Origin of the sequence: Bacillus swezeyi (assembly GCF_030908325.1) — a bacterium.
Taxonomy (GTDB): domain Bacteria; phylum Bacillota; class Bacilli; order Bacillales; family Bacillaceae; genus Bacillus; species Bacillus swezeyi.
On sequence record NZ_CP133085.1, the window covers coordinates 4,299,891 to 4,320,949 of the forward strand.

19 protein-coding genes and 1 riboswitch are annotated in these 21,059 nt (G+C 42.5%); of the genes, 7 read left to right on the forward strand and 12 right to left on the reverse strand.

All coding sequences use genetic code 11. The features are described 5' to 3' along the window. Nucleotides 1-4: 4 nt before the first annotated feature. From RBH91_RS21510 to RBH91_RS21530, 5 genes are all read right to left on the reverse strand, one after another. Entirely contained in the window at nucleotides 5-541 is a 537-nt protein-coding gene (locus RBH91_RS21510) for a YfjD family protein (RefSeq protein WP_076760258.1), read from the reverse strand. Between the two features lie 34 nt (nucleotides 542-575). Then, nucleotides 576-1,358, reverse strand: coding sequence for a hypothetical protein (locus RBH91_RS21515; RefSeq protein WP_307892888.1), 783 nt, complete (start codon nucleotides 1,356-1,358; stop codon nucleotides 576-578). 11 nt (nucleotides 1,359-1,369) lie between these two features. Continuing rightward, on the reverse strand, nucleotides 1,370-2,593 hold the full coding sequence (locus RBH91_RS21520) for a hypothetical protein (protein ID WP_307892889.1): 1,224 nt from the start codon (nucleotides 2,591-2,593) through the stop codon (nucleotides 1,370-1,372). 21 nt (nucleotides 2,594-2,614) lie between these two features. After that, nucleotides 2,615-2,917 carry a WXG100 family type VII secretion target gene (locus RBH91_RS21525; protein ID WP_307892890.1) on the reverse strand — a complete coding sequence of 101 codons (303 nt, stop codon included), beginning with the start codon at nucleotides 2,915-2,917 and terminating at the stop codon, nucleotides 2,615-2,617. Nucleotides 2,918-3,202: 285 nt separating this feature from the next. After that, nucleotides 3,203-4,039, reverse strand: a complete 837-nt coding sequence (locus RBH91_RS21530) for a YitT family protein (protein ID WP_076759768.1) — start codon at nucleotides 4,037-4,039, stop codon at nucleotides 3,203-3,205. An 87-nt stretch (nucleotides 4,040-4,126) separates the two neighbouring features. Then, a riboswitch (guanidine-I (ykkC/yxkD leader) is annotated at nucleotides 4,127-4,233 on the reverse strand. 174 nt (nucleotides 4,234-4,407) lie between these two features. Between RBH91_RS21530 and argR the strand changes: the two genes are divergently transcribed. From argR to RBH91_RS21560, 6 genes are all read left to right on the forward strand, one after another. Next, on the forward strand, nucleotides 4,408-4,848 hold the full coding sequence (argR, locus tag RBH91_RS21535) for an arginine repressor (RefSeq protein ID WP_307892891.1): 441 nt from the start codon (nucleotides 4,408-4,410) through the stop codon (nucleotides 4,846-4,848). A 284-nt stretch (nucleotides 4,849-5,132) separates the two neighbouring features. Next, the gene (gene arcA / locus RBH91_RS21540) at nucleotides 5,133-6,368 is read left to right on the forward strand and encodes an arginine deiminase (protein WP_307892892.1); all 1,236 of its coding nucleotides are present in this window, start codon (nucleotides 5,133-5,135) and stop codon (nucleotides 6,366-6,368) included. Between the two features lie 29 nt (nucleotides 6,369-6,397). Next, the gene (argF, locus tag RBH91_RS21545; protein ID WP_307892893.1) at nucleotides 6,398-7,405 is read left to right on the forward strand and encodes an ornithine carbamoyltransferase; all 1,008 of its coding nucleotides are present in this window, start codon (nucleotides 6,398-6,400) and stop codon (nucleotides 7,403-7,405) included. A 53-nt stretch (nucleotides 7,406-7,458) separates the two neighbouring features. Continuing rightward, nucleotides 7,459-8,865, forward strand: coding sequence for an arginine-ornithine antiporter (arcD, locus tag RBH91_RS21550; protein WP_307892894.1), 1,407 nt, complete (start codon nucleotides 7,459-7,461; stop codon nucleotides 8,863-8,865). Nucleotides 8,866-8,883: 18 nt separating this feature from the next. After that, nucleotides 8,884-9,837: a carbamate kinase gene (gene arcC, locus RBH91_RS21555; RefSeq protein ID WP_076759780.1), complete on the forward strand. Its 954-nt coding sequence runs from the start codon at nucleotides 8,884-8,886 to the stop codon at nucleotides 9,835-9,837. 113 nt (nucleotides 9,838-9,950) lie between these two features. Next, nucleotides 9,951-10,628 carry a Crp/Fnr family transcriptional regulator gene (locus RBH91_RS21560; protein WP_076759782.1) on the forward strand — a complete coding sequence of 226 codons (678 nt, stop codon included), beginning with the start codon at nucleotides 9,951-9,953 and terminating at the stop codon, nucleotides 10,626-10,628. Between the two features lie 69 nt (nucleotides 10,629-10,697). On the opposite strand, the gene RBH91_RS21565 is transcribed toward RBH91_RS21560, so the two are convergent. Next, entirely contained in the window at nucleotides 10,698-12,851 is a 2,154-nt protein-coding gene (locus RBH91_RS21565; RefSeq protein ID WP_307892895.1) for a peptidase domain-containing ABC transporter, read from the reverse strand. Between the two features lie 50 nt (nucleotides 12,852-12,901). Next, complete coding sequence (locus RBH91_RS21570) at nucleotides 12,902-16,102, reverse strand: type 2 lanthipeptide synthetase LanM family protein (RefSeq protein ID WP_404802457.1); 3,201 nt, start codon at nucleotides 16,100-16,102, stop codon at nucleotides 12,902-12,904. 181 nt (nucleotides 16,103-16,283) lie between these two features. Between RBH91_RS21570 and RBH91_RS21575 the strand changes: the two genes are divergently transcribed. Further along, nucleotides 16,284-16,871 (forward strand): flavoprotein, encoded by a 588-nt coding sequence (locus tag RBH91_RS21575; protein ID WP_307892897.1) that lies wholly within the window; start codon nucleotides 16,284-16,286, stop codon nucleotides 16,869-16,871. A gap of 83 nt (nucleotides 16,872-16,954) precedes the next feature. Here the strand turns inward: RBH91_RS21575 and RBH91_RS21580 are convergent, their stop codons facing one another. The 5 genes from RBH91_RS21580 to RBH91_RS21600 form a co-directional block, all read right to left on the reverse strand. After that, nucleotides 16,955-17,608: a winged helix-turn-helix domain-containing protein gene (locus RBH91_RS21580; RefSeq protein ID WP_307892898.1), complete on the reverse strand. Its 654-nt coding sequence runs from the start codon at nucleotides 17,606-17,608 to the stop codon at nucleotides 16,955-16,957. Nucleotides 17,609-18,204: 596 nt separating this feature from the next. Further along, entirely contained in the window at nucleotides 18,205-18,942 is a 738-nt protein-coding gene (locus RBH91_RS21585) for an ABC transporter permease (RefSeq protein WP_307892899.1), read from the reverse strand. A gap of 11 nt (nucleotides 18,943-18,953) precedes the next feature. Then, nucleotides 18,954-19,712, reverse strand: coding sequence for an ABC transporter permease (locus RBH91_RS21590; RefSeq protein ID WP_076759797.1), 759 nt, complete (start codon nucleotides 19,710-19,712; stop codon nucleotides 18,954-18,956). Further along, a complete protein-coding gene (locus RBH91_RS21595) occupies nucleotides 19,709-20,623 on the reverse strand; it encodes an ABC transporter ATP-binding protein (protein WP_076759799.1) in 915 nt (304 codons plus the stop codon). Before RBH91_RS21595 ends, RBH91_RS21590 begins: the two co-directional genes overlap by 4 nt. Nucleotides 20,624-20,765: 142 nt before the next feature. Then, nucleotides 20,766-20,972 (reverse strand): plantaricin C family lantibiotic, encoded by a 207-nt coding sequence (locus RBH91_RS21600; protein WP_148959126.1) that lies wholly within the window; start codon nucleotides 20,970-20,972, stop codon nucleotides 20,766-20,768. Nucleotides 20,973-21,059: the final 87 nt, after the last annotated feature.

Consider the following 21,059-nt stretch of genomic DNA (forward strand, 5'->3'; position numbering starts at 1 on the left):
CAAACTATATATCCTTATGAAACTCGCCTAAATAAGCTTTTCTTTGCGCTTCTGTAAACTGCCCGATCCAGTCTGCACGCGCTTCCTCCGTCATGTACGGCAGGATATGCAGTTCCACCGCTTTGTAAAACTCCGGCTCAGGGAGAATGTTGTAAGTCGGAATCCGCACCAATCCGTTCGCGTGCGTCTGAATCACCACATCCACAAAGAAAATGCCTTTCGGGCTGTAGCGGTGCCGACCCATTTTGATGCTTTTGATGGCTTTAATATAGACGGATTTTTTTCCTGAGAACAGCCGGCCGTCTTCTCCTTCTACGATGCTGAAAATGACGCTTCCTTTCTTCGTGAAGGCGGGAAAAATCATTAAAAAAGTGATCAAACCATAGACCATCCCAAGCAGTCCGGCGCCTAAGTATAATAATGAATAATTCGATTCGAATTTTACCGCTTCAAAAAAGAGCCATATTCCGACCAAACCGATACCTGCAGTTCCTGCAAATGCCCATATCCTGAAGAATATTCGGCTTTTCACTTCAATGATCCGTTTTTTCACCTGTTCCGAAAATAGACCTCCTTTATCTCAGCAAACGACTATCTCTCAATATGATGTTACGAATCTTTTCTTTTTCGGCTGCCATAACCGAGAATTCGTTTCTTGCACTTCCTGTGACAAACCATGTATGCTCCGCTCCAGGAATGACAAACATTAGATCTCTTACATCAGGAGTATTATCAAGACCATATTCTACAAGCATAACGCTATCCATTTTTCCTTGGCTGAAAACCAGATCTTGAATAAAAGCTTTAGCGTGAGGATAATCAGCATATTTGACCAGGAATTCATCGGCCAATAACCGCTCTTCACTGGCCCCCTTTAATAATTGTTCAAATTGGTCATTCTGTAAAGTAAGAACAGTGCCTTTTGCTTCCTGCGCCTCTTTGATATTTAAAAACTGAACGGTCTGCTCAAGAATATCCTCTTTCGAAGACAGCGAACTGATGTGATGAACCTGCTGCTCATGAATCAGCTGATGAGCGAATAAACCTTGAGAGGCAACATGGTATGAAACGCTTTCTTCTGCTTCATCGGAAAATTTAGATGCTTTAATCGTATAATCAGCATCATTTAAGGCTTGAATAAACGGTTTGTACGGTTCTTTTAATTTATATTGATGCGCTTTATATTCCAACACATCTTTTGCTAAAAGAGAGCGGCATGAGATTTCAAACATAAATTCAAGCTGCTCCTCCGTCATGTCGGGAAAATACGCCTGTTTCAAAGACATTCCCTGTTCAAATAAGCCTTCACTGTAAAAACAAAAAATTAATTCTTCAATACTTAATTTCAATGTATCCATACGTATCCCCCTTAACCGAACGACAGCTTACCCGAAAAGAAATTTTTGGCGCCATTCACAAGGGAGCCGGCAGTTTCCTTAGCCTTTTGAAACCCTTTCCCTACTGTTTCTGCGCCTTTTCGAATGCCTTCATTCACAGTGTCGATGCCTTGATTAAAGGCTTGAACGCCTTTACCAGCCAGTTCAAACCCTTTCTTTGCCTTGTCGAGTCCAGCTTGAATTGGATTTTTCAGCAATAAAGCTGTCTTCTCAGCAATGCCCGCTGTGAGTTTTGCAGCCTGCTCTCCCACGATTCCTCCGATAAACGATCCGGCTGCTCCTCCAACAACAGTACCGACAGGGCCGAGAGTACTGCCAAGTGCGCCTCCGATTACCGCACCGGCAACAGATCCGCCTGTAATCCAAACCGTGTTATTGACGGCGTTTCCGACTGCCTTTGCATTTTCCCTTTTTAATACTTCGCGGTTATTGCCGTATTTGCTGTAGTTCTCTGAGATTTTCAATCCCATTCCCACAGTCTCAGTGGCCCCTGTGATTAAAGCGGCTGTAATCGCATTTCCCTTTGCAAACTTGCCTCCGGCTTTTAATACGTCTTTAAACGCTGCTTTATTTCCCGCTTCATCGACCATTCCGGCTGCGAAACTCTTGATTTTATTCGTGAAATCGACAGTATCCTGCGGATAAAATTTTGTGAATTTCTTATGCACTAAATCTGCATAAGGAAGATTTGGATTCTTAAACAGATATTTTGGACTTAACAAAATTCTCGCCGCTCTGCTGTATTTAGACTCATCGATGATTCTGGAAAGATCCATAAGCAGCTTCGTATGTTTTACTGAATACAGGCCTGAGCCGTCTTTCACAAATTTTGTGATTCCAAGTCCGTAATACTTGAATTGGGTCATCGATACGCCGGCCATCGCGGTGAGCGTACCGTAATTATCATATAAGTTGTACAGCTTTCTTAAAATATCGTCCTGCTCCGCAAATTTATCGGCTGTTTTGCGTATGTAGCGTTCATTGGCATCAAGCTTGCCGACAAGGTCATTGCCGCTTGACCAGGCATCCCCGACGCCCGAAAAGCAATGACTGTAGCGCGGGTCACAGCCCAGGATCATCGTTGTTAATTCAAGATGGAGGTCTTTATACAACTTCTCCATATCTGTCAGCTCTTTGACAAAATCATTTGCCAAACCTTCAAGCTTGTCTGGATCAACTAAGATTTCCTTTCCCATTCCGCTGCTCCTCTCTGCTGATTATTTCAATTTCTCTCTCTTTTTTCTTTCAAGCTCTTCCATTCTCATGATTTCTGCCTTCGTCTGCTCGATTTTTGCGGCGGCTGTCGTTAATTCGCTGCTGATTTCGATTAAATCCGCTTCCAATTGTTGATAAGCAGCTGATGTCTGGTCAAAATCACTGTCAAACTGCTCCCGGGTCTTCCCTTTCCATGAAGCGGAATTCGCAGACATCCGGGTCTTTAGATGCAGCTCTGATTTTTTCACTTCATCAGCGGCTGATTTATATTGTTCCGCCAGTGCGATTACCCTGCTTGAATCCAACTATTTTCACTCCTTAAAAACAGGTCTTTTCGTTTAATTATAATCAAAATAACCGTTTGCCAAATCGTACTAAAGTATTATTTAGCTCCCTTTCATCTTAAATTTTGCTTAAAAATGCAATGTATGGAATAACCCTTCGGCAGGGAAGGCTAAAAGGCCATTTCAAAGCAGTGATTCACGGACATGAAAACAACTAGAAATAGACCAAAAGACCTTTATATTAGGTAAATGTCATCACGGAATGCAAAAAAAAAAGGCTGCCGGTATCCCCCGGCAGCCCTTTCCTTATTTCGAGATATCTACAAACCCTTCACCAAATACATCCCTGACATCATGGATAATGACAAATGCTTTTTTATCTGTACTTTTAATAATTTTTTTCAGCATGGACAGCTCTTGTTTATTGATCACGATATACAAGATCTCTTTGGAATTGCCTGTATAATGGCCCCGCCCTGATAGTATCGTGACGCCGCGGTCCATCAGCGTGTTGACTTGCGCTGCGATTTCATGTTTATGCTCGGAAATAATCGTGATCGCTTTTTTCGTGTTGAGGCCTTCAATAATGAAGTCCATGACCTTTGTGGCGATGTAGAGCATGACGATCGTAAACATCAATTTTTCAGCTCCGATGATAAAGTAGGAACTGAATACGACAACCAAATCAATCATCAATAAAGCGTAGCTGATATTCCAGTCAAAATATTTATTGGCGATTCTCGCCAGAATTGCAGACCCTGCGGTGGTTCCGCCGACACGGATAATCATGCCGATACCGACTCCGGCAAACATCCCGGCAAAAATCGTGCTGATGATCACTTCATCAGCCGGAATCACCCAATCCTCCGTGACATGCAGAAAGAATGAATTGGCGACAACCGCAATGATTGTGTAAACCGTCGTTTTTTTATCTAAAAACCGATATCCGATCATGAGGAGAATCCCGTTCAACACAAAGTTGGTGATGCCTGGAGACCATTGAAAAACGTAATATAAAATCAGCGTGATCCCCGTGACGCCGCCTTCTCCCAAATCGTTCGGAATGGCAAACAGATTCACGGCCAGCGCAAAGAAAAATGCGCCTATCATAATCATAACCATATCAATTGCTTTCTTTTTCATAACTGCAGCTCCTTCCTATATCTAAAAGTAATTTCCTATTTAAAAAGCAAAAAAGCCCCGGAGAAGGCTCTTTTGATCAAGAGCCAAAACTCCAGGGCTTTTATCCCTCCGTGTCATAACGATGTTCTCGTTATGTGTTTTCTCTCGGACCAGACCAAATGCAGAGCACCTGCGGAACCCTAGAAAACCACTTTTTCTCTCATTTTATCAATTTGTCATCTTCAAGCATTATAAGTGAATTTCTGGTGTCTATCAAGCCCTTTTTTCCAGCCTAAAATATTTGGTTTTTTGTAAAATAGCTTCCATGTTAAAACAAAAAAACATCTTATAATAGTAGATATACGTCCTTGCCGAAGGGAGGCGCCCTGATGAATAAACAGAAACGGCAATGGCTCATTAAACAAACCATTCTCGAACATCCGGTAGAAACCCAGGAGCAATTGGCAGCTCTGCTGCAAAGCCGCGGCATAACAGCTTCCCAATCTACCATTTCCCGGGATATTAAAGAGATGTATCTTGTCAAACAGCTTAATGAAGCCGGAAAACTCGTCTATGCCACGAATACTTCTTTATCAATCAACCCTTCCAAAGTTCTGAAAGACAAAATTTCAGAAGTTGTCTTGCAGGTGAACCAGGCGGAAAACTTAATCATTATTAAGACGATGCCCGGAAATGCCCATGCCATCGGAGTCCTTCTTGATAAACTGGGACGACCGGAGATGCTGGGCTGTATATGCGGGAATGATACTTGTCTTGTGATTTCTCAATCATCAGAGACTGCCCAATCATTTTGTGAACATTTATGCTGATAGCTGATCCCCATTTGGATCAGCTCTTTTTATTTTGGAAGATATGATCCTACAAAAATTTTTTTTAAAAAATCCTCTAAAAAATATACACGTTTTATACGATGTTTACTTTGCCCTGACAAGGACTCCATGTCATTTTGTCATATTTATTCACTTTTGTTTTTGCTTCATCAAAAAACTTGTGAAATAGATCACATTTTTGTTGTTATCGCTTTCACATCGCAGCCCGCCTCGCTGTTTTAAGCTGTAAATGTAATCAAAACAGATTAGGAGGCGGGATGATCATGACAGCACCGATTCACATTTACTCAGAAATCGGCCATTTGAAAACAGTCATGCTGAAGAGGCCCGGGCGGGAATTGGAAAATCTCACACCCGATTACCTGGAGAGGCTTCTCTTTGACGATATTCCTTTTTTACCGGCCGTTCAAAACGAACATGACCAATTTGCAGATACCCTAAAAAAGCAAGGAGTGGAAGTGCTTTATTTAGAGAAGCTGGCTGCTGAAGCTTTAGGTGACACTTCAGTCCGCGAACAGTTTATCAGCGAGCTTTTATCTGAAAGCAAAGCAGATCTAAACGGAGCTTATCACAGACTAAAGGAATACTTGCTCTCCTTTGAAGCCGAGTCAATGGTCGAACATGTGATGAGCGGAGTACGAAAAAACGAAATCGAGCTGGGGCTGCGCTCTCACCTGCACGAGCTGATGGAAGACCACTATCCATTTTATCTCGACCCGATGCCGAACCTTTATTTTACAAGAGACCCGGCAGCCGCGATCGGCAGCGGGCTGACCATCAATAAAATGAAAGAGCCGGCACGCCGGAGAGAGTCCCTGTTTATGCGCTACATCATAGAACACCACCCGCGGTTTAAAGAACATGACATTCCGGTCTGGCTTGACCGCGACTTCAAATTCAATATCGAGGGCGGAGATGAGCTTGTGCTAAATGATGAAACGGTTGCGATCGGTGTTTCAGAACGCTCCACCGCACAAGCGATCGAACGCCTTGTCCGCAATTTGTTTAAACGCCAGGACCGGATTCGCCGGGTGCTTGCTGTCGAAATACCGAAGACCAGGGCCTTTATGCATTTAGATACCGTCTTTACGATGGTTGACCGCGACCAATTCACGATCCATCCCGCCATCCAGGGTCCGGAAGGCGATATGCGAATCTTCATTCTTGAGCGGGGAAAAACGGAAGAAGACGTTCAAATTACAGAAGAGCACAATCTGCTGGAAGTGCTGAAGAAAACGCTCGGCCTCTCAGATGTGAACCTGATTTTCTGCGGAGGCGGAGATGAAATCGCTTCAGCCCGCGAGCAATGGAATGACGGATCAAACACGCTCGCCATCGCCCCCGGTGTTGTGGTCACTTATGATCGAAACTACATTTCCAATGCCTGCTTGAGAGAGCAGGGCATTAAAGTCATTGAAATCCCGAGCGGAGAGCTTTCAAGAGGCCGAGGCGGTCCGCGCTGTATGAGCATGCCGCTGTACCGCGACGATATAAAATAGCGAATCCAGAAGAAAAAGGAGAGAGAAAAATGGCAAAAACAATTGACTTAAAAGGAAGAAGCTACTTAGCTGAAAAAGACTTTTCTGAAGAAGAAATCCTTTATTTGCTCGACCTTGCCCAACAGTTAAAAGATCAAAAGGCACAAGGGGTCAGACATCGCCATTTGGAAGGCAAAAACATCGCTTTATTATTTGAAAAACCGTCAACAAGAACACGATGCGCTTTCACGACTGCTTGCATCGACCTCGGTGCACATCCTGAATACCTCGGCAAAGACGATATTCAGCTCGGTAAAAAAGAATCGATTGAGGATACGGCTAAAGTGCTTGGCAGGATGTTTGACGGCATCGAATTCCGCGGTTTTGAACATGAAAAAGTCGTATCTCTGGCCGAGCATTCAGGCGTACCGGTATGGAACGGTTTAACGGATTTATGGCATCCGACACAAATGCTGGCCGACTTTATGACCGTAAAAGAACACACCGGGCGCGTGAAGGGCGTGAAGCTCACTTATATCGGCGATGGACGGAACAATGTCGCCAACAGTCTGCTCATCGGCGGAGCCAAAGTCGGAATGGATGTGAGAATATGCTCGCCTGAAGACCTTTTCCCTGATCAGGACATCGTCAAAATGGCGGAAACTTTTGCTGAAGAATCCGGAGGAAGCATCACTGTAACAAGCGATATAGACAAAGCCGCGTCCGGAGCCGATGTGCTGTATACAGATGTCTGGGTCTCTATGGGGGAAGAAGATAAGTTCGCTGAAAGAATCAAATTGCTGAAGCCCTATCAAGTGAACATGGAGCTTGTGAAGAAAACAGGCAATGAAAATGTCATCTTTCTGCACTGTCTGCCCGCCTTTCATGATCTTCATACAAAATACGGACAAAACGTGTATGAACAGCATGGCCTCAAAGAAATGGAAGTGACGGATGAAGTGTTCCGCAGCAAACATTCTAAAGTATTCGATGAAGCAGAAAACCGGATGCACACAATTAAAGCTGTCATGGCGGCGACACTCGGCGATCTTGACTGACAGGAAAAGGGTGAAATCCCCTTTTCCATCCTATACCGAATGAGGTGACAAAAATGGCGGAAGAAAAAAAACTGGGGCTGTTTGCGCTCATTGCGCTTGTCATCGGGTCAATGATCGGCGGCGGAGCCTTCAACCTGGCAAGCGACATTGCTTCAGGAGCCGGAGCAGGCGCGATTTTAATCGGCTGGGTCATCACCGGAGTCGGCATGATCGCCTTGGCCTTCTCTTTCCAAAATCTGACGACGAAAAGACCTGATTTAGACGGCGGTATTTTTACTTATGCCAGGGAAGGGTTCGGCCATTTCATGGGATTCAACAGCGGCTGGGGTTACTGGTTCGCAGCCCTGCTCGGAAATGTGGCATATGGGACGCTGCTGTTCAGTGCAGTCGGGTATTTTATCCCCGCGTTTGGAAACGGCCAAAATATCGCATCGATTATCGGTGCAAGCGTGATTTTATGGAGCGTACACTTTTTGATTCTGCGCGGTATTCAGTCTGCTGCCATGATTAATTTAATTACAACCATTTCAAAACTGGTGCCGATTTTTGCTTTCATCGTCGCCGTCATCTTTGTTTTTCATCTTGATTTATTTACGGCCGACTTTTGGGGAAAAGGACTGTCGCTAGGCTCGATCGGAGCCCAAGTGAAGAGCACGATGCTTGTCACCGTTTGGGTGTTCACAGGTATTGAAGGGGCTGTTCTTTTTTCAAGCCGGGCCAAGAAATCAAGCGATGTCGGCAAAGCGACCGTTATTGGACTGATCAGTGTGCTGGTGATTTATGTGATGATCACCATGCTGTCGCTCGGCGTCATGAATCAACAAGACTTAGCCGGCCTTCCCAATCCTTCAATGGCTTCCATTATGGAGCATATCGTCGGCAAATGGGGTGCTGTACTGATTAACTTAGGTCTGATTATTTCAGTAATAGGCGCCTGGCTGGCCTGGACGCTATTTGCCGGAGAGCTGCCGCTGATTGCCGCACGGGAAGGCGTTTTTCCGAAGTGGTTCGGCAAAGAAAATAAAAACGGTGCTCCATCAAATGCGCTGACATTGACAAACGCTATCATCCAGCTGTTTCTGCTGACTTTTCTCATTTCGGATACAGCATACCAATTCGCTTTTTCCTTAGCATCTTCGGCAATCTTAATCCCGTATTTATTTTCCGGGTTTTATCAGCTCAAATACAGCTGGCTTCACAAGGAGCCGAATCGGATCAAAAACATCACGATAGGGGTGATCGCAAGCATTTACGGCATCTGGCTCGTCTATGCGGCAGGCCTTGACTATCTGCTGTTGACGATGATTTTATACGCCCCCGGCATCTTGGTATTCCGATCAGTTCGCAAAGAAAAAGAAGGACCCGCTTTCAATAAGGCTGAGCTTGTCATTGCCGTCATCATCTTAATATTGGCTATTATTGCCATCGTGAAATTAATGACGGGAAGCATTTCAATTTAACAAACAGAGGTGTCTTAAATGAAAAAAAGAAAAATTGTCGTCGCGCTTGGCGGTAATGCTATTCAAACAGGAGATGACGCCAGCGCAGAAGCGCAGAAACGGGCATTGGAAGAAACAGCCGTGTATCTGGCAGACATGATTGACAGCGGAGCTGAATTGATCATCACACACGGAAACGGTCCGCAAGTCGGCAATCTGATGATTCAGCAAAAGCAGGCGGATTCTCCGAAAACACCTGCCATGCCGCTGGAAACGTGTGTATCGATGACACAAGGAATGATCGGCTGCTGGCTGCAAAACGCCCTTGATCAAGCGCTGCAAGCCAAAGGAAAGAACGGGCATGCGGCGACCGTGATTACTCGCGTCGCCGTGCGCAGCGATGATGAGGCCTTTCGCAATCCGACAAAACCGATCGGACCGTTTTACAGCGAAGAAGAAGCAAAAGAACTGATGAACAGCCGGAACGGCGACCTTGTTTTTAAAGAAGACGCCGGAAGAGGCTGGCGCCGCGTTGTGCCGTCACCGGCTCCTGTATCCATTCTTGAGTACGATGTCATCAATGATTTAGTGGAACAAGGCCATGTTGTCATCGCGGCCGGAGGAGGCGGCGTCCCCGTCATCGAAAAAAACCACGCGATTTGCGGTATCGACGCCGTCATCGACAAAGATTTTGCCGCCTGTAAACTAGCAGAGCTCGTTCATGCAGACGAATTGGTCATCTTAACAGGCGTCGATCATGTTGCCGTTGATTATTTAAAACCGACAGAACGGACGCTTAAACATGTGACAACTGAAGAGCTGAAGGGCTATATCAAAGAAAAACAGTTTGCAGAGGGAAGCATGCTGCCAAAGGTGAAAGCAGCCATTCAGTTTGCCGAAGCCAAAAAAGGAAACAAAACAGTGATTACCTCCCTGAAGCTGGCCAAGGAAGCTCTCAAAGGCAATGCCGGCACCATTGTCGAACAAGCTTAAGCTCCAAAGGAAGAGCCTTTCAAGGGTTCTTCCTTTTGCCAATCGTCAAAAACAGGTAAAATTTAAAGTATATAACCTTAGTTCATAAGAAAATGATAAGGGTGGTCGTTAATATGCAGAACAAAGACATCGTACATCAACTGAAAAGGTTTTCCCTATTCGCTTCCCTGAGTAAAAAAGAGCTGGAAAACATCAAGCAGTTTATCTATTGGCGGACTTACCACAAAGGCCAGATTTTATTTATGGAAGAAGACCCCCGGGAACGAATGTATCTCCTTCTCGACGGCTTTATTAAACTCGAAAAATCCAATGAAACAGGATCCATGTTTTATACCGACTACGTACGTCCTCATACACTCTTTCCATTTGGCGGCCTGTTTCGCGATGAACACTATCATTATGCCGCTGAAGCCTTGACAGATATTGAACTCTACTATATTCCCATGAACATTTTCGAAGATCTTGTAAGGGAAAATAAAAAACTTCTCTTTGATGTTCTCAATCAATTATCCGATATCCTTGCCCTTCACGAAGAAAGGCTCAAACGAATCACACTCTCCCATGCGCATGACCGGGTGACGCAAGCCATCTATTATTTGACCGAAAGCCTCGGCCAGAAAGAAAGGAATTCAACCGTGATCAGCTGTCCGATTACCGCCGCAGAAATCGCCAAAATCTCCGGCACCTCCCGCGAAACCGTAAGCGCTGTCCTGAAAAAACTCCGCTGTGAAGGGATTATCAGCCAGATGAACAAACAGATTATGATCAATCGGCCCGAGTATTTTGCGTAACATTGAACAAAAAGAAACCATACTTCTCTGCATATGACATCATCCCGTTTTTTTCGGGATGAATTCATGTCATAAAGAATAGGCGATCATTTTCCGTTTCTTTTCTTCCTCCTTCTTCCACAATTCATAATAGCGGCCTTTATTTTCTATTAATTCATGATGCGACCCTTGCTCAATGATTTCCCCGCTGTCTAAAACGACGATTTGATCGGCGTTTTTAATACCGGAAAGGCGATGGGAAATGATAATCCGAGTCGTCTTTGATTGATCAAAGTAGCTGTCAATTTTACTTTCTGTCAAGGTATCGAGGTGACTTGTTATTTCATCCAATATGACCACGGAGGGATTGTTGACAATAGCCCTGGCAATTGCTAGACGCTGCTTTTGCCCTCCTGATAAAAAGCTCCCATTCTCCCCTATGATCGTGTTATATCCCATGGGCATCTGCTCGATATCCTCATGCAGATCGACATGCTTAGCCGCGTTTATGATTGCGTCGAAGGACAGGTCTTTAAATCCTGAAATATTATTGGCAATCGTATCATTAAAGAGATAGCTTTCTTGTAATACAGCCCCCATTTTCCCCCGCAGTTCATAAAGGTTGATACCCGTTAAATCTTGATCTCCATAATAAACTTTTCCGGCATCTGGTCTGTACAATCCTAAAATAAGCCTTGACAGCGTTGTTTTGCCGCTGCCTGACGTTCCAACCAAGGCGGCTTTTGTGCTGGCTTTAACCGTTAAAGAAAGATTTTTTATGACCGGAGTGTTTCCATAAGAAAAGGAAACATTCTCAAGTCGAATATCTTGTTCTGCGATATTAAAATCCAAGGGTTTATGTGTGCTTCTTTCCGGCTCCGTTTTAAAAACGTCTCTTATTCTTTCAAGTATATCTCCAATAAATTGAAACTGCTGCATATGTCTGATAAGAGAAGCCACAGGCAGGAAAAAACAAGCTCCTAAAGCGCTAAACCCGATTAAGCCGCCAATGGTTAAACTGCCGTTTATTGTCTCCTTTAAACCAAAACCGATTAAAATGAGGGGGGCACAGAATTGCAGGCTGCTGCTGATGCTCTCTAACACAGCATCTGTAATAGCATGCCGTTTGAAGGACTCCGTTTGTTTCTTGTCATAATGAAGTGATCTCTTCACTATATATGGGTCCAGTCCATTTGATTTGATAAAAGGCATAGCTCGGAGCGCCTCAGCCATAAAGCTTTGAGAAGCAGTTTGAGCTGACAGGTTTTTTCTTTTCAAATCGTTTAGCTTTGGCATAACAAAAGCCATTAATAGCAATTGAAGCAATGCCAGTCCTATGGAAAACAAAGCGAGCCTCATCGATTGAGTGGACATTGCGGTAAAAATAGTCAACAGCATCAGTGCATCAAGTATTGCACCTGAACCATTACGAACAATGATTTCTCTGATGACAGCAATATTATTGATCCTTGATGCAATATCTCCAGCAGTTCGATGTTCATAAAAACTCAACGGCAGTTTCAATACATGATTGATAAAGTCGTTTGTCATCTGTTGGCTGAATGACGCTTGCAACTTGATAATCCAATAGCTTCTGAGAAAAAACAGGCATATGATGAAAAGAAGAAACAACATTCCAACTTCAATTTTCAAAAAATAGCTCAAGCTGTTTTCTAGAACAGCGGCATCAATCATTTCTTTCATTAAAAAAGGAATGAAGAAGATAAAAGCTTGTGTTAGAAGAGAAAAGATCAAAATGGATAATACAATCTTCCAGCTTTGTACTGCGTATTTCATATAATATTTTAAATCTGAATAAGAAGATCTTTGTTGAAAAGCATCCGTCTTTTCAAATGTTAAGATGACTTGACTGTAATGCTTCGCAAAATCTTCTTTATTTATCTTTTTCCTTCCTGTCATTGGATCAATAATCTCTAAATGGTCTTTCTTCAAGCTCTCCAACACAACGAAATGTCGTTCATCCCAAAAAAGAATGCAGGGAACAATAGAAGAAATGTGGGCATACAGATCTTTCGCACAAACTTGAAAGGCTCTGCATGTCAAGCCGTAACGGGACGATACCCCGGTTAATGTTTTGATTGAGACGCCGCGGCTTTGCGCGTTGCATGCTTCACTGATTTCATTTAAGGACACCTTGCAGCCGTAAAAATGAAGAATCATCGATAAACAGGCGGGCCCGCATTCATTCTGTCCCATTTGTCTGATAAGAGGAACCTTTTTCATGATTGTCACTCCTAAAAAATTAGACCTTACTGAGTAAGGCCTAACCACATTTATAGGTTTAAATCTTGAGGTGATTGCAGCGTTAAAATTGAAGGCACTTGATCCGGCGAATAGATTTTCAGCAGCCCTATACCAATCCCAGAGTATCCCATCATTAAAGAAGGTGATTCATTATTTTTTTCAAATCCTGTCAAATATCCTCTTATTTTGATATCCTTTAAAATTTGATGACTCAGCGATGCTTCCCAATCATACAGTTCTTTATTTTTCAATGTTCTTGCGATGATCTGAAGGATTTCCAAATTCCCCAAGTCACCATGGCAAAGACAATGGTTCTGACCAAATCCGTTTTTAAGAATCGCTTTAGCAGCCGTCAGCGCTTCTTCTTTTATGATATCCTCGCGATGATAGGAAAAGATTAACGCACGGCTGAGCCCTATACCGGCTGCCCCGTTGCACCATGCTGTAAAATTGACATTCCGGTAATCCCCATTTTCAAGCTTGATGTCAGCCCAATTATTGAATTCCGGAATAAACAGAGTCCGTTCAAATTCCAGGCCTTGATCAGCCGCTTCTTTATATCTGCTTTCTTTCGTTAGCTCATATATTTCATAAAGAGCCCAAGAAATGCCTGCTGCCCCATGTGCAAATCCTGAGGCCGGAACCGGGTTCGCAGGCACCTTCCAGCCTGCTCCCTTGCTCATTTCCGACATATTGCGGATAAGCTGGTCTCCGCATTTTATGATCAATGACATGATTTTTTCATCTTTAAAACGTCTATATAGATTTTTTAAGACGATGGCTGTACCAGCAGCTCCTGTCAAAATGTCATTATTTTGATCATTGGAGATGAATAGCTGTAATCTTTCTAAAGCCGGTTCAAGCTCTTTTTCAATTAAGTCCTGTTCCTTCCATAAAACAGATAAATGGTCCAATACGTAAAGATAGGAAGAGATACCGCCAAAAGCGCTTATATCTTTGGATGTTGGCAGACTCCTTTGCACAGGGACTAAGGCTTGTCTGGATATTTCCGTGAAGCGGGGGTCTTTTGTCATATGACCCAAATAGCCAAAGAATAATGATATCCCGGCTACACCCTCATATAGCGTACTGTTTGCCGGAGAGATTTTAAATTGATCTTCCCGCATATTGTCTACAAATGATCCAATCCATGAAAGGTTTTTTTGTCCTTCCTGTTCGCCCGGAATCGCCCTGTCCGCTAAATATCTGCCGATTTTGACTGCCTCCTGCAGGAAATCTTCCGTTTTAAAGGAAGGAGGGATATCGGTTCTTTTTAATGTGTCTCGTTTTCCTGGCGAATCCTTCAAAACGAGAAAAGCCGTCCGAATAAAACCGACCTGCTCTTGAAAATCAATCTGATTTAAGCGGCCAATTTTAAGCTTGGCTTCTTCAAGCGCGCTCCTCCTGAAGAAATTCGGAATCAATTCTCCTTTTGAATCCCATAGGTGGGTGTCCTCAGGTTTGCTGACAAAGTATGGGATGTCGCCGACAAACAGATCTCTTTTCTCATGCAAGACAATGTTTTTCAAATGCGGATTGAGTTTTGTATCAAGCCACAGCTTATCCAAAATCATGTCTCTATCCAAGCCGTCCCTCATAAAATCCGGGTGAAGACTTATTCTGAGAAGATTGGAATATCTCGCTGTTCCTCTTAAAATTTGCCTGACAGAGATCCCCTTAAATAAATCCATTTGAGCTTGTATTTCTTTTTTATGTTTCATAAAGAAACGGTAAAGTTCTTCAAATCCCAAGACAATACTTTCTTCAAAATGAGCTGCATTTTCCGTTTTGCCGTTTAGCATCGGCCGGTGAAAACTAACGGGTATTGGATAATTTTGTTCCTTTATGTGAACTGTGTCTTTATTGCGGTCGACGATGACGGTTGTTTTGTGAGGAGATACTTGTCCTTCTTGCGCACCCAAGGCACTGAGGTCAATGCCTTCAATCCCTTGTTTGCTTCCAATTTTCCTTGGCAGAAGGCCGACACGGAGCACTGAACGCTCGATCCGGTCATGGGCTTTGCTGAAGGCGCTGTCATCCGAATATCTTGAATTGTTATGAAGCAATGACTCAAGGTCTATTAAAACGGGATATTCACCGTGAGCAATCAAATTCTGGTGATGGAAATCCACAGCATTCATGGCGTATAAAACGGCTAAAAAAGCCCCAATTCGCCAATAAAAATGCTCCACCTGCTGTTTGTTTTGACACTCCGTATAAGTAATGAATTCCGTCCATCCGTAGTGTTGTCTGTTAAGTGTCTGAACTGTTTTGAGATCGTGGGTTAATCCTTTTGAATTCAAGAAATGAATAAAGCGATTAAACTGTTCATCTATTTCAAGAGACCGGGGCTTATACACCATTTTAAAGCCTGAATCAAAGCTTAAGATGGCAACCGTTTTTCCCCGGTTATGCGAGTCTGACACATTGCTTCCAGTGTCGATCCCGGTTATGATTCCAAGTGCCTGCCCATTATTAAAATGATCTGAAAGAAGCCGCTGGTCTTCATGATATCTTAATAATATGTCATATACATTATCAGTCCAAAACCTTGCCTTTGCTGCCAGCATTCGCGTAAGGACAACGTATTCTTCCCTTATCGCCTGCAAATATGATGGATCATTCAGCATCACTTCATTATAGTATTTTGCCCTGTCTTCTGAAGTATCACCTTGAAGCTGTCCGGTAACCCTTGCGACATTCAATTCCAAAATGAGCGTTCTGCTGCTTATAGATGCAAGGGCATCTGCAAGGTTCGTTATGAGTTGAATCTCGACATCCGGATTGAAGTTTTTCATGATTTCTTCATACCGCCCGGCTTGTTCTAGTTTCTCTTTCAATTTTCCTTTTGCTGCCTTAAGAAATGGTTTTACAAAATGAAAAAAAAGAATATCTTTGTTCACTTCAATCTCTGTTTGCTCATAGGCGCCGCTGTTCACCGATTGAATAATGCCTAACCATTCCTGATGATCGGCAGGATGGGCAAACTCTGTTTGATCTTGATCCAACGTATTTTTTAAGACATCGATATTCATATGATACGCCGATAAAATATCCTCCAGACGAATAGCTTCATCGCTTTCTACGAGCATCCTCCATCTTTCGAAACGCTTTTCCGATGCTTCGCTCCAATTCCCCTTATTTTCGCGGCTGATTTTTCTTTCTATTAAGGATGAAGCACTGCTCCATTTTGTTGACTGTTCAGTAAGTCCTGCTTTCAAAATGAACACCCCACTCTTTTCTATATAGAAATCTCCCATAAACATATCACAATATTTGAAAATTAAAACAAATTATAGAAAATATAAGTTGGATTTTAAGATATCTTCTTAAAAAAAACTAATATTAAATATATAAATTACATTATTTCAATACATACCATATAATGAAATACAAAAACTGGAGGTTAAAATGGATTTTTCATACTTAAAAAACAAAAAACTTTTGCTAGGTGTTTCAGGATCGATCTCATCAGTCGGAATATCTTCATATCTTTTATATTTCAGAAACTATTTTAAAGAAGTACGGGTTATTCTTACAAAATCGGCCGAAGATCTGATTCCTGCCAGCACCGTCTCCTACTTTTGTGACAAGGTTTATACCGATCAGAAAGATGAAAATGGGAAGCGTTACAGCCATGTTGAAATCGGGGGCTGGGCAGATATATATTGTGTTCTCCCAGCAACAGCAAACATATTGGGACAGGCATCCCAAGGGGCAGCCATTAACTTGCTAACGACAACTATACTGGCGCATCCCCATCAAACTCTTTTCTTCCCTGCGATGAACGATGTCATGTGGCAAAAAAAAGCGGTGGCTCGCAATATACAGCAGCTCCGGGAAGATGATCATATCGTCATTGATCCCGTAGAAATTATGGCTTTCGAGGTTTCAAGCGGGAAAAGAAAGCTTAACCGGGCCATCATTCCTCCGGATAAAGCCCTAATTGAAATGGCCGAAGTCATAGAAACAAGGATTGAACATCAAGTAACATCATGATCATGGCATGAGTCTCTTAAGCAATGTGCTAAGAGGCTTTTTTCATCTGAAATAAGAACATATGATATATTCCTAAGATGTTTCTACAAATGTTCACTTCCTGTCATCTTTACAACTTTTTCTGTATAGCTGGATGACTGCTTCTTCTTAATAAGATAGCCTTTTCCAAATTTTGTTTGAATAATCTCGGGGTTTCCCAGGTTGTCTTCAATCTTCTCCCGCAGAGAGTTAATATAAACATATAAACTGGATCGGCTGGTTAAATCTGCGTAACTGATCAATTCTTCAGATGTGACAATGTTGTTTAAATTTAAATAAAGCAGGTATAAGATTTTGAATTCTTGAGCCGGCAGCGGAATATACTCTTCTTTTTTCCAGATGCAATGTTTGCCGATATCAAAAAAAGTTGAAGGTGAAAGCTCAATAATATTTCCTTTTTTCTTTTTCATATTATCTAAAAGGTCAATAAAGGGGGTAAATGTAAAATCCAAAGTATCCTGAGATTCCAACGAGTCTAAAATGATGAGAGGGCTGCTGATGTTTTTGAATAGTGACAGGTTCAAATCATTAGAAAGGCACTTATCCAATATCACAGCGGAAAAATTTTCGCTTCCCGTCCTCCTTTTTAATTCACTAGAAGATTTGATACAAATGATTTCAACTCCATTAGGCTTAAAAACATGCCTTGTATAAGCTAAGAAATAGCTGTTTTTTGAAAAGACAAGTATTTTTTTCATCCAATTCTCCTATTCAACATAATGTGAAACTGCCGCCACCGGAGGTATCTTTAAGTCCGCTTCAATTGCCGCGAATTCAAGTTGAAAAATCTCATTCTTTTCATTCTGTATTCTCCCTGCAGCCATCCAAGAGAAAAAGGGCAGGCATACATAACAGAAATGATAAAATCTCGGCTGATTATTACAAATTTTCCGAAAATTATCAGGGAAGCAAGCCCTGCTTTCAATAGGCTCAGCCTTTTTTCCGAGGTTAATATGTCATGAATATTATGATTTTTATATTTTGAAACCAAAAAGCTGTTTTCCTAAAAAAGCAGATCGGAAAACAGCTTCTATTCAAACTGTTTACAGCAGATATTTCAACCCTATAAGTCCTATGGATGCCAAATTCAATTGCAAAGAACAGCCGTATATTGGTCCTGCATTGAATTGGCTTCTGATAAATGTCGTTTTTTTGGATTTAATCACCTCCTGTGCACAATTTACCATTTTTGTGTCAAAATAGGAAGTTTTCTAAATGAAAATAAGTGATTTTTAAAGTCCATTTCTTAGATATCCTTAAGTTTTCGGGGGAAAATCATCCTTTTCCATTGCCTTTAAATCATATCCCGCCGAGAGAAATTTCTCACCCCAAATGCTGTTACTAGTACAAACAAAACAATTAATACACTATAAAATAACGGATATGAATCGATTGGTGATTCATCAGGTGGAGACATCCCCAGCATAGGAAGAGTCCAAGGGTAAATTTGTCCCAACGGCGTATTAGCGGCAAGTATGGACGGCAATGTAAATCCAATGCTGACCGCCAGCGGTATACCGAATGTTTTATACCTGATGGAGATGATCAGCTGCAGCACAATAAGCGGAAGGCAGGCGATTGATCCCTGAACCACATATCCTAAAATCGTGAAAAAAGGCAGACCGCCTTTCAGCCCATTAAGGAAGCCGAATAAAATAAAGAGTATACATAAGATGCTCATCGTCACGCCAACCATCATGGCAACCATGACGCTTTTTGCAAAGAATACCCGAGACCTTAAAACCGGCTGGGCCAGCAGTTGCTTCCATCCTCCGCCCACATGTTCCCCTCTGCACACAAATGCGGCGTATATACCGACAAGAATTGGCAGAACAAAAGATCCCATAAAAACGGCAATTTGGGTCCAGGCTTCAACCCACTCGTTGTCGCCTGGCTGTACAAATAGTTTATAGTTATTCCGAAAGTTAGTGTAAGCCAATATGACGCTGATAAAAGGGGCCAATACATACAACACCCACATTTTCGAACGCTTTAATTTTAACCTTTCAGCAGCTAATATATTTTTTAACATGATAGTTCCTCCTACAGCACGTCTCGCTTTTTAAAATGAAGGGCGCCAACGATCAGCAGCATCAGTCCGACAAAAACATTAATCACAACAAAAGCGGATAGATCCGGATTGATCCCCAAACCCTCATATTGCAAGATGATGGTCGATGACTGGCTGGGGTAAGCAAGCGGAAACCACCGCGTTGTTATTCCGGCGGCTAAAAACAAACCAACAATTGAGCTGACTGTGCCGATGAGAATTGAAAATGCTTGGTTTTTAAATGTAATAGACAGCCATAATTGAAAAGACATAATCGGCAGAGCCGTAAGCAGCATGACATAACTGTCGCCGAATAAAAGCCCCCATGGTATCGGTTCTTCAAATCCCAAAGCCTTTCCCAGTACCACCATGCCTATTGCAAATAAGGTTGTCGTTAAGAGCAGGCTGTTAAAAAGCCAAATATACTTGCTCAAGTAAATCCTTACTTTTGATATAGGCAGAGACAGCGTTTGTTTCCAGGAATTTGTCTGGTGCTCTATATTTGCAATGATTGAGGCAATAATTGTTACAGCTAAAGGAAACCCCAGCCCAAACAGCATACTGTTATCAAACAGCATATATTGCCACATCGAGGACGCCTTAAACATCTCGGCTTGCTTTTGGACATACTCGCCCCGATAAGTTAAATTCAAGAGTTCATATGCAAGAACAACAAGAGGGACTAAGATGACGACGATAAACAGAGATGAACGCCTCAGTTTCAGAGACTCACCGCGCAACACTTGTCTCATAAACTTCCCTCCGTACCTGTGAGTTCCAGAAAGATGTCTTCTAAAGAACGTTTGACTTCTTCCAATCGGTAAACAGAGACACCCGACTTAACCAGCATTCCGTTAATTTCCGAAACAAATTCAGGCGATGTTTCAGCAATCCATAAGTTCCCTTCCTGAAGCTTCGCATGCAACCCCCGGTTTTGAATAATCGATTGGGCTTCATGAATATTGTTGGCTCCAATTTTCAGGAGTGGTTTTTGTTTTTTCCTTAAAGCTTCGATATCATCTTGAAAAATGAGCTTTCCATTCATAATAATGCCCACTTGTGTCGCCATTTGGTCAATCTCACTCAATAAATGGCTGGATACAAGAACGGTCATCCCATATCTATCCGGCAATTCCTTGATCAGCTCCCGGATTTCATGAATGCCGGCAGGGTCCAGTCCATTTGTCGGTTCATCCAGCACCAAGAGGTCGGGCTTGCTCATTAAAGCAGCGGCAATCCCCAATCTTTGCTTCATACCAAGCGAATATTCTTTCGCTAATCGATCAGCTACCTTTGTCAGACGAACGATCTCCAAAACTTCCGTAATCCGCGCTTCAGGCAAATCACGCACCCGGCGAATCACCTCAAGATTTTCCCTTCCGGTTAAATTTCCGTAATAAGATGGCGATTCAACGAGTGAGCCGATTCTCTGCAAGATTTGCAGACGATTTTTGCGGATATCCTGACCAAAGAGCTGAATATCGCCTTCTGTAGGCTTGATCAATCCTAGTAACATCCTGATCGTTGTCGTTTTTCCAGCGCCGTTCGGCCCTAGGAATCCATATATTTGTCCTTTTTCAATGCTCATCTCTAAACCGCTAACAGATGTTTGTTTTCCGAATTTTTTTGTTAAATTTTTTGTTAATACAATATTTTGTACCATTGTTCCTCACCTCACCTTCATCATAGACTCATTTGTATTAATGCGCCTTAAACTCTTCCTGAACATTACCTAAACAAACATATAAAAAGGCTGTTTTTCTTATTTAAGAAAAACAGCCTTTGGCAATATGAAAATGATGAAATTAGCAAATGCACTCAGAAGTGACTGTACATACACCGCCTCCGCCAGGCAATGTCCATGTACATGCAGCCTCCATATCACCTGCGCCGGCTAATTTATCCATTTGAGCTTCTTCAAGCTCTGTAAATGGATTTCCTGCCGGATTTTGCAGATTATTTTCGCGGGATAGAGGATCTTTCCAAGAAAGAACAATATTTTCTTTACTCATGTTTTTCACCTCCTATTTAGTGTAATACAAATATATCATTATCTTCTAAAATTGGAATATTTTTAGGTGAATATGAGTTATAATTAA